9 protein-coding genes are annotated in these 8794 nt (G+C 40.8%); 3 read left to right on the forward strand and 6 right to left on the reverse strand.

Features of this window, described 5'->3' with window-relative positions:
• Nucleotides 1-40: 40 nt before the first annotated feature.
• Nucleotides 41-1039 (reverse strand): dihydroorotate dehydrogenase-like protein, encoded by a 999-nt coding sequence (locus ACTB0Y_RS02170; protein WP_463205148.1) that lies wholly within the window; start codon nt 1037-1039, stop codon nt 41-43.
• 239 nt (nt 1040-1278) lie between these two features.
• Between ACTB0Y_RS02170 and clpB the strand changes: the two genes are divergently transcribed.
• Entirely contained in the window at nt 1279-3870 is a 2592-nt protein-coding gene (gene clpB / locus ACTB0Y_RS02175; RefSeq protein ID WP_463205149.1) for an ATP-dependent chaperone ClpB, read from the forward strand.
• 77 nt (nt 3871-3947) lie between these two features.
• On the opposite strand, the gene ACTB0Y_RS02180 is transcribed toward clpB, so the two are convergent.
• Nucleotides 3948-5186 carry a BaiN/RdsA family NAD(P)/FAD-dependent oxidoreductase gene (locus ACTB0Y_RS02180; RefSeq protein ID WP_463205150.1) on the reverse strand — a complete coding sequence of 413 codons (1239 nt, stop codon included), beginning with the start codon at nt 5184-5186 and terminating at the stop codon, nt 3948-3950.
• Between the two features lie 222 nt (nt 5187-5408).
• Between ACTB0Y_RS02180 and ACTB0Y_RS02185 the strand changes: the two genes are divergently transcribed.
• Together ACTB0Y_RS02185 and ACTB0Y_RS02190 are read left to right on the forward strand one after the other, a co-directional pair.
• Entirely contained in the window at nt 5409-5936 is a 528-nt protein-coding gene (locus ACTB0Y_RS02185; protein WP_463205151.1) for a CIA30 family protein, read from the forward strand.
• 273 nt (nt 5937-6209) lie between these two features.
• The gene (locus ACTB0Y_RS02190) at nt 6210-6554 is read left to right on the forward strand and encodes a hypothetical protein (RefSeq protein WP_463205152.1); all 345 of its coding nucleotides are present in this window, start codon (nt 6210-6212) and stop codon (nt 6552-6554) included.
• A gap of 16 nt (nt 6555-6570) precedes the next feature.
• Here the strand turns inward: ACTB0Y_RS02190 and ACTB0Y_RS02195 are convergent, their stop codons facing one another.
• The 4 genes from ACTB0Y_RS02195 to ACTB0Y_RS02210 all read right to left on the reverse strand — a co-directional run bounded on the left by ACTB0Y_RS02195 (nt 6571) and on the right by ACTB0Y_RS02210 (nt 8484).
• The gene (locus ACTB0Y_RS02195) at nt 6571-6993 is read right to left on the reverse strand and encodes a (deoxy)nucleoside triphosphate pyrophosphohydrolase (RefSeq protein ID WP_463205153.1); all 423 of its coding nucleotides are present in this window, start codon (nt 6991-6993) and stop codon (nt 6571-6573) included.
• 172 nt (nt 6994-7165) lie between these two features.
• Nucleotides 7166-7594 carry a DUF302 domain-containing protein gene (locus tag ACTB0Y_RS02200; protein WP_463205154.1) on the reverse strand — a complete coding sequence of 143 codons (429 nt, stop codon included), beginning with the start codon at nt 7592-7594 and terminating at the stop codon, nt 7166-7168.
• A gap of 293 nt (nt 7595-7887) precedes the next feature.
• Nucleotides 7888-8244, reverse strand: coding sequence for a DUF5615 family PIN-like protein (locus tag ACTB0Y_RS02205; RefSeq protein WP_463205155.1), 357 nt, complete (start codon nt 8242-8244; stop codon nt 7888-7890).
• Nucleotides 8245-8484 (reverse strand): DUF433 domain-containing protein, encoded by a 240-nt coding sequence (locus ACTB0Y_RS02210; protein WP_463205156.1) that lies wholly within the window; start codon nt 8482-8484, stop codon nt 8245-8247.
• Nucleotides 8485-8794: the final 310 nt, after the last annotated feature.

Consider the following 8794-nt stretch of genomic DNA (forward strand, 5'->3'; position numbering starts at 1 on the left):
ACAAATGCTGTAGCCGGTTCATATACTAATTTGTTGCATTTTATTTATGTCGCACAAAGTGACTAAAATGTCGCATAAACTGTGCTCTTTCCCAGGCAGCTGGGTTAGTACTCTTTTCTTGAGCCAGAAGGCCTTTAAAATCTTCTATGGAACTGTATTTATGCTTATCCATCCACGATTCCAGTTCTTTAAGCATTTCAGAAACATAAGTTGCTCCATTACGATAAAGCGCCGAGGCAACCTGCACCACATCAGCACCTGCCAATAATTGTTTTACCACATCTTTACCCGAATGCACACCTGTTGTTGCTGCTATATCGCATTCAACTCTGTTGGCCATAATTGCCACCCAACGCAGCGACAGATGAATATCGGAAGGGCTGCTCAAGACGTGCCCATTGGTAACTTTCATCTCATCAATATCAATATCGGGTGCGAAAAAACGGTTAAACAGCGTGAGACCACTAATTCTTGTTTCAGACAGGCGACGCAGAGCTGGTCCAAGATCTGAAAAATAGAAACTCACCTTGGCTGCTACAGGAATATCAATTTCCGAACTTACCTGATTCACCACATCGTGATATATCTTTTCATTATCAACCGATGAGCGTGAAAAATCGGTGGGCAAAATAAACATATTGAGCTCCAGCGCATCGGCTCCGGCCTTCTCAATTTCCGATGCCAGATAAGTCCATTTTTGCGAAGAAACGCAATTGATACTGGCAATAATTGGAATATTTACGGCCGACTTAGCTTCTTTAATCAGGCGAATATACTTTCGCACCTGGTCCTCTTCAACCGGCTCATCCATGTAATCCATGGTTTCAGGGTACACATAAGGTTTACCGGTCATTTGCTGCTGCATTTGTTCCATCTCCATTTGAATTTCCTCTTCAAACAAAGATTTTAGTACAACGGCTCCGGCACCTGCTTTTTCGAGTTTTTGTATATCATCTACATTACCCGTCATTTCAGAGCTTGCAGCAATAATCGGATTCTTCAATTTTAGTCCAAGGTAAATGGTTTCGAGATTTGCCATAATGTTTGTTTTTTTAGTCTAAGAGCATAACAATTCCGTACGAAAATAGTTGAACAAAAAGTAATTTGTAATAATTTTCAAACGGACTATGCCATATTTACGCCCTGTAAAACACACGCACACAGACAGATTGTCGCAATAAACGCAAAACACATGACAAAAAGACACTATAGCACTCGCTTTTCCTTATGGCAAAAGATTTGACACTTCATAAACAAACTTTTAAAGGAGGATAATCAATGGATTTCAATAAATTTACAATAAAAGCACAAGAAGCCATACAGGAAGCTGTAACACTTGCCACCACCAACGGTCAGCAAGCTGTTGAGAACGGGCACTTATTCAGAGCTATTCTCACCAAAGGTGAATCGGTGGTCAGTTTCCTTGCCGGTAAAAGCGGAGCCAACCTGAGTCAAATTAAACAGGTTACAGACCGTATATTAGAATCATACCCAAAAGTAGAAAACGAGGCACAGCCATATTTATCTAACGATAGTCAGCAAACACTCAATCATGCACTAACCATAGCCAACAAACTGAAAGATCAGTATGTGGCACTGGAACATATTATTGCTGCTATGGCCTCTTCAAAAGGTCAGGTAGGGCAAATGCTAAAAGACAGCGGACTGAAAGAAGCTGATTTGGTGAAAGCCATACAGGAACTACACAAAGGAGAAAATATTAAAAGTCAGACGGCAGAAGACACCTATCAGGCACTCGACCGTTTTGCGAACAATCTCAACAAGATGGCCTCAGAAGGTAAACTTGATCCGGTTATTGGCCGCGACGACGAGATACGTCGTATTTTACAGGTACTAACCAGAAGAACCAAAAACAACCCGGTACTAATTGGTGATCCGGGTGTTGGTAAAACCGCCATTGCAGAGGGACTGGCCCACCGCATAGTGAAAGGCGATGTACCTGAAAACCTCAAAACCAAACAAATATACTCCCTCGACATGGGAGCACTCATCGCCGGAGCCAAATACAAAGGAGAATTTGAGGAAAGGCTGAAAAGCGTTGTAAAAGAAGTTACCGGTTCCGACGGTGAGATTATTCTTTTCATAGACGAGATACACACCCTGGTAGGCGCAGGAAAAAGCGAAGGTGCCATGGATGCTGCCAACATACTGAAGCCTGCGCTGGCAAGAGGAGAACTCAGAGCTATTGGCGCCACAACACTCAATGAATTTCAGAAATTTTTTGAGAAAGATAAAGCACTCGAACGCCGCTTCCAGAAAGTAATGGTAGACGAACCAGACAGGCTCAGTGCACTTGCCATATTGCGCGGACTTAGAGAACGCTACGAGACACACCACAAGGTACGTATAAAAGATGATGCTGTTGTGGCGGCTGTAGACCTGTCAACACGGTACATTTCTGACCGGTTTCTTCCGGATAAGGCCATTGACCTTATAGACGAAGCTGCAGCACGCCTGCGTATCGAGATTAATTCTGTTCCGGAGGAAATCGATAATATCGAAAGACAAATCATGCAACTCGAGGTTGAGCGTGAAGCAATGAAAAGAGAGAAGAATAAAGAGCGCATGAAAGAAATCGACGAAATACTGGCCAACAAGCGGGAAGCCCTAAACGAACGCAAAGCAAAATGGAAGCAGGAAAGAGACCTTATAGAGTCATTACAGCAAAATAAAAAAGCCATTGAAGACTACAAGTTTAAAGCAGAAAAAGCGGAACGTGAAGGCAATTACGGACAGGTAGCCGAGATCAGATACGGTAAAATCAAAGAAACGGAAGAGAGAATCAGCGAGATACACAAAAAACTGGCTGAAGTACAGAGCGAAAACCCAATGATTAAAGAGGAAGTTGAAGCTGAAGACATTGCCGATGTAGTTGCACGGTGGACCGGCATACCCGTATCAAAAATGCTCAGTGGAGAACGCCAGAAGTTAATGGAACTGGAAAGTAAGCTACACCGGCGCGTAGTGGGTCAGGAGGAAGCCATTGTTGCCGTAGCCGATGCTGTGAGACGCAGCCGCGCAGGATTGCAGGACCAGAACAGACCCATTGGCTCATTTATATTTTTGGGAACTACAGGAGTAGGTAAAACCGAGCTGGCTCGCGCCCTGGCCGAAGACCTGTTCGACGACGAAAACCAAATGACCCGCATCGACATGTCTGAATACCAGGAACGGCACTCAGTTTCGCGCCTGGTAGGAGCACCTCCCGGATACGTGGGCTACGACGAAGGTGGACAACTTACCGAAGCGGTGCGCAGGAAGCCATATTCCGTAGTATTGCTCGACGAGGTAGAAAAAGCACACCCGGATGTATTCAACATACTCCTGCAGGTGCTTGACGATGGGCGACTTACAGACAATAAAGGACGTACAGTTGACTTCAAGAACACCATTATCATCATGACCTCGAATACTGGTTCCGACCTTATTCAGGAAAACTATAAATCGCTGACCGATGGATCTAATGATGCTGTATTCGACAAAACAAAAAATCAGGTTTTTGAACGCTTGCGTCAAACCATCAGACCGGAATTTCTGAACCGTGTAGACGAAATTATCATGTTTACACCATTGACTCAGAGTCAAATCGCAGAAATTGTAGAATTGCAGTTTAAGTTGGTTCAAAAGCGCCTGCAAGAAAGCAATGTCGACATTCAGATAACTGATAAAGCGGTGGATTTAATGGCCCGACTAAGTTACGATCCGCTATTTGGAGCACGTCCGGTGAAGCGTAATATTCAGAAACTGCTGCTCAATGAGCTTTCGAAGCAAATCATAGAGGGCAAGATAAACAAGGAAAGCCCAATTACCGTGGATGCTGATGGAGATAAGATAATTTTCAAATCATAACCAATCGCGCAACCACAACATATTTCACGCTAAAGGCGTTTATTCAAAAATGAAAGCTGTCCCAAACGGGACGGCTTTTATTTTGCCGCCTCTTTTCCGGCCACCCACCCGGTGGACCAGGCAATCTGCAAATTGAAGCCACCTGTTTCAGCGTCCAAATCCAGCACTTCGCCTGCGAAAAAAAGCCCGGCAACCAATTTAGACTCCATTGTTTTAGGCGAAACCTCTTTGGCAGCAACACCTCCGGCTGTTACAATAGCTTCTTCCCATGGACTATGACCTGTAATTTCAAAGGTCCAGTTTTTAAACAACTTTCGTATAGCTTTTCTTTCCGCAGCTGAAACCTGGCTACACTCCTTTTCGGCATCGAGCTTCAACTCTTCCATAAAAACAGGTACCAGTTGCGCAGGAAGCCAATCTGAGAAAACATTTTTAAACTTCTTTTTTCCATTAGCATCCAAATCACGCAAAAAACGATTATCGAGTTTTTTGTCATCAAGCGCCGGTTTGAGGTCTATGGTCAGCGAAACCCGTTTATTTTCATTTAATGCATCTACCGCAACCCTACTCAGCGTAAGTATAACAGGACCATCGAGACCGCGGGGAATGAAAGTCATTTCGCCAAACCCCTCTGATGCTTTTTTACCGTCAATCCACAAAGTCACATTTACATTTCTAAGGTTCAAAGACTCCAGTTTGCCGGGAATCTTACTTTCGACAGTCAATGGAACCAATGCAGGCCTGGTCTTTTCGATGATATGCCCCACAGCTTCAGCAAGGCGATATCCATCACCTGTTGAACCTGTAGCCGGATAAGATTTGCCGCCGGTGGTTATTATTACTTTATTAGCATAAAACGCTCCCTGTGGGCAATGCACGCCACTTATTGTACGCTCCTCCATCAATATTTCATCAACACGGTGTTCAAATTTCACCTCCACACCAAGACCATCAACCCACTTTTTAAGGGCATTAACCACATCTGATGCTTTCTGGCTCTTCGGATAATAACGTCCGCCCCGTTCCAGAACAGCTTCCACGCCATGCGCCTCGAGTAATTGCAATACATCCTGACTATAAAACCGGTTAAAGACATTTCGCAAAAAGCGACCATCGGGATAAACATGCTTTATGAATTCACTCGCCGGCTGGTCATTGGTTATATTACACCGACCTTTACCGGTAATAAGCAATTTTCGGGCTGCTTTGCGCATCTTTTCCAACACCAGAACCCTGGCGCCATTCTCAGCAGCACTACCAGCAGCCAACAATCCCGCAGCTCCGGCCCCTACAACAATTACATCATACTTTTCCATATGCGGCAAAAATAATGATTTAATATGAAAATAAGGAGCTTAAGAAATTACAAAGAAATAAAATATCAATTTAGGCTGGCAGAAATCGAAAACAAGATGTTGGACATGCTGCGTTTGCATCTTTAAAATTTTGAAACCATAAAAACCCAACATGCTTTCTATTTAATGCTGGCAAAACTTTTCACAAGAAAAAATGTTTGACTTCAAAGACAACCACAATCCATGCAAATATTAACCATCCTCATATTAACTACTATGGCACAATTATTAACCATTTTTAATTTCGATAAAGACGCTGACTTAAGCAAATGGAATAGAATAAACGACGGTGTAATGGGCGGCCAATCTCAGGGCAGCTTATATATAGACGAGCAGGGGAATGGTGTATTTGAAGGAACCATCTCGCTCGAAAATAATGGCGGCTTTTCATCAATAAGACACCAGTTCCCAACAATAAAAGCCACCGCACATACTCGATTTATATTGCACATAAAAGGCGATGGCAAAAGATATCAATTCAGGGTAAAAAACAACCGGTCTGACTCTCATTCCTACATAGCCTATTTTGAAACAAACAATCAATGGCAAAAAGTTGAAATACCTTTTGCAGAAATGTATGCTTCCTTCAGAGGGCAGCGACTTGAATACCCCAACTATTCGGGAGAACAAATGGAAGAAATAAGTTTCTTAATCGGGAACAAAAAGCAGCAAAAGTTCAAATTATTAATCGATAATATCTCCATTGAGTAATACAACAAGTTGTTTTAGAGCCTTTCAATTAGCTTGTTAGCATTACAAAATCAAAAAAATACGTTCGTAAATGAGTGCAAATGTCCATTTACGAACACTTCAAACGTTTGCATAAAAAATTATATCCACACAAACAATTACAATACAGCAAGTTATACCCGGTGGCACATATTTAGTAATTACACAACTGTAACAGTTTAAATAAAAGTTCGTCACATAACTGAAACCCTTAAAAATTAAAACCCATAGTTATTAACCTTTAAACCCAAACCCATGAAAAATTTAATTAAAACCACAGCCCTTTTCCTTGCCGCAGCAGCATTAAGCTTAAACCTTGCTTCTGCTAGTACACCACCTGCAATAAAAACAAGTGCAGATTTGGAAAAAGCCATCAAACAAGTTGTAAGCTACCCTGAAACCAGCCCGAAAGAAGCTGTTTGTGAACTGGAAGTTATTTTCAAAATAACAAACAGTGGCAAATTAGAAGTAACAAGAACAACAGGCAACAATAAATTCACAGCACATGTGAACGATTGTTTGCAGAAATTGAAAGTTGAAAACCCTGAACTTTACGGACGTTTTTTTAGTAAAAAAATATCATTTATTTACAGAAAATAGATTTTCCTTCCCCAATTTATCGCTGTTCCCCAATAGCCGGCGCCCCGCCGGCTTTTTTTATGCGCTCAATCAGCAGCCTGTCAGCTCCTGTAAAATCCATATGATCAAGCTCTTCAACGGTAAACCATCCAATTTGTTCGTGCTCTAAAGCCACAGGTAAACTATCAGTAAATTTGCTCACAAACGGATGCAGCTCAATAATAAAGTCGTCGTACTCCATGGTGATGCATTTCATTGGGACTGTAACCTGCACATTCACCTTTAGTTCCTCCCACAGCTCCCGTTTCAATCCATCCGTCAACCTTTCATCTTTTCTAAGCTTCCCTCCGGGAAATTCCCATTTACCACCGTGTTTTTTATTAATTGGTCGCTGTGCGACAAAAAACCTGTCCTTGTCAAAAATTACAGCGCAAGTAACAACTACCGTTTCTTTACTCATAAATAATAGATATCAATCCACTTAAAGAAAATGTAAATTTAGCATTTTTACCCTCAGCATATCCAATTCTGCATACATCGAAAAATAGCATAAATTGCAGGTAAGACCTAAGTTGAGGGGTTTAAACGTAGTGAAAAAGCGCTTTCCGCCAGCTGGCAATTGCCGTTTATTTTCAGGCTACACGTAACGTTTTATCTACGATCTCTTCCACTTCATTTGCAGAATTTGTCATTACTTCTTCAACAATTCCGCCAAAACTTGAAGCTACCATCCATGAGTTCATCCGTGAAATATACGTCTTACCATCATTTTTTTCGTAAACGCTAACACGGCAGGGCATCATTGATGATACTACACGCTCAGCGTCTTTTTCCAATATTCTACTTGAATGATTCGGGTGACATAGTGAAATGACTTTTACAGGTTTGACATCTTTGCCATGCTTTTCCATTGTTTTTTGTAAATCATATTGATTTGATATCTTCCATGATTTCTTCTCAATTTCCTTTGATAATCTTTCTAATGTTGAGTTAAAATCAGTTGGACTTACGTTCTCAATAAACGTTTCGTTCATCATGTTATTTTTCTTTTCTTTTGTCATAAAAATAAAAATTAATTAGCCCCGTTTTCTTGTGTGGGCTTTGGTTTCCACATTAATCATCAATATGACACGTGTATTTTTAGAAGGTTTAATCGGGGTTGTTTAATTTTTCCAGGGAGCGTATCAAAATAAAAAAACAGGAGTTCCTCCATTTTAAAAGTCGAAACTGAAAATTTATTTTCGTGTATTACAGCTATTTAGGCTCTACTGAAAAAATGCCTGTATTTTTATCCTGCTTAGGTGTTGCAACCGAGCAAAGGGAGCTCAAAAGATAATTGTGGTGCGGCCGGAAGTTAAATATATTTTCGTTGCCTTATGTTTTTTTCACTAATTACTGTCAACATGCTTGAATACTGTATGTTTTCGGTATTAAATAATTCAACAAGGTATTCGCCTGGTTCTCCTGGTTGAAAATCATACCACCTGAGATATATTACTCCTTTCTGAGGTTTTAATCCTTGCTTAAAAATCAACTCACCGTAATCGCTGTCAAAAGTCAATATAGTTCTTTCTTCCTCGTTTGCAAAGTCGATTACTTCTTCATCCATTACTCCTGAACATTCAACACCAACTGCTTTGATGTCAAATCCTGCTCTCCGAAGTATTTTTACACTTGTTAGTGGGAAGTTTTCGTTTGCAAGCAGTTTCATTTATACAGATTTCACAGGTTCATTATACATTAAACCGTCCTTCAAGCATTCACGGATATACGCAAAAATGGCTTGCAGGTTCTCCTTTGTCAAACGTGGATAATTCTCAAGCACCTGCTTTTCATCCCAGCCGGAAGCTAATAAATCTATGATATGCTCAACAGATAGCCGTGTACCTTTAATCACTGGTTTTCCTGCCAAAACCTTATCATTTGTTTCAATATGTGCATTCCAATCCATATTTCAAATTTAATGGTTTCTTCTTATTTTTACAATAGGAATCCATCTTATTTGCGACGATGAAAATGGCCCGATTTTTTTTCAAAACGCCAATACCTGCAAAGATTGAATCTTTTTATTATGTAAATGTAAACCAATTGCTTCTAGCAATTGCTAACATTTTCTATATCGGGATTAACCCTCATAAAATCAATAGTTCTGATTTGAAAATCATCCTATTGATTAATTCGGGTTTAACTTAAAATTTCAGTTCACTGCGTTCCTGAAAAGTCACTACAAAATGCCAGGGAGCAACATTCCATTAAATTTC

Source organism: Salinivirga sp. (assembly GCF_055145285.1).

Excerpts from the sequence above, each read along its gene's own strand:
- ACTB0Y_RS02195 (WP_463205153.1), bottom strand. The coding sequence starts at position 6,993 with ATGAGTAAAGAAACGGTAGTTGTTACTTGCGCTGTAATTTTTGACAAG.
- ACTB0Y_RS02190 (WP_463205152.1), top strand. The coding sequence starts at position 6,210 with ATGAAAAATTTAATTAAAACCACAGCCCTTTTCCTTGCCGCAGCAGCA.
- ACTB0Y_RS02185 (WP_463205151.1), top strand. The coding sequence starts at position 5,409 with ATGCAAATATTAACCATCCTCATATTAACTACTATGGCACAATTATTA.
- ACTB0Y_RS02210 (WP_463205156.1), bottom strand. The coding sequence starts at position 8,484 with ATGGATTGGAATGCACATATTGAAACAAATGATAAGGTTTTGGCAGGA.
- clpB (WP_463205149.1), top strand. The coding sequence starts at position 1,279 with ATGGATTTCAATAAATTTACAATAAAAGCACAAGAAGCCATACAGGAA.
- ACTB0Y_RS02170 (WP_463205148.1), bottom strand. The coding sequence starts at position 1,039 with ATGGCAAATCTCGAAACCATTTACCTTGGACTAAAATTGAAGAATCCG.
- ACTB0Y_RS02180 (WP_463205150.1), bottom strand. The coding sequence starts at position 5,186 with ATGGAAAAGTATGATGTAATTGTTGTAGGGGCCGGAGCTGCGGGATTG.
- ACTB0Y_RS02205 (WP_463205155.1), bottom strand. The coding sequence starts at position 8,244 with ATGAAACTGCTTGCAAACGAAAACTTCCCACTAACAAGTGTAAAAATA.
- ACTB0Y_RS02200 (WP_463205154.1), bottom strand. The coding sequence starts at position 7,594 with ATGACAAAAGAAAAGAAAAATAACATGATGAACGAAACGTTTATTGAG.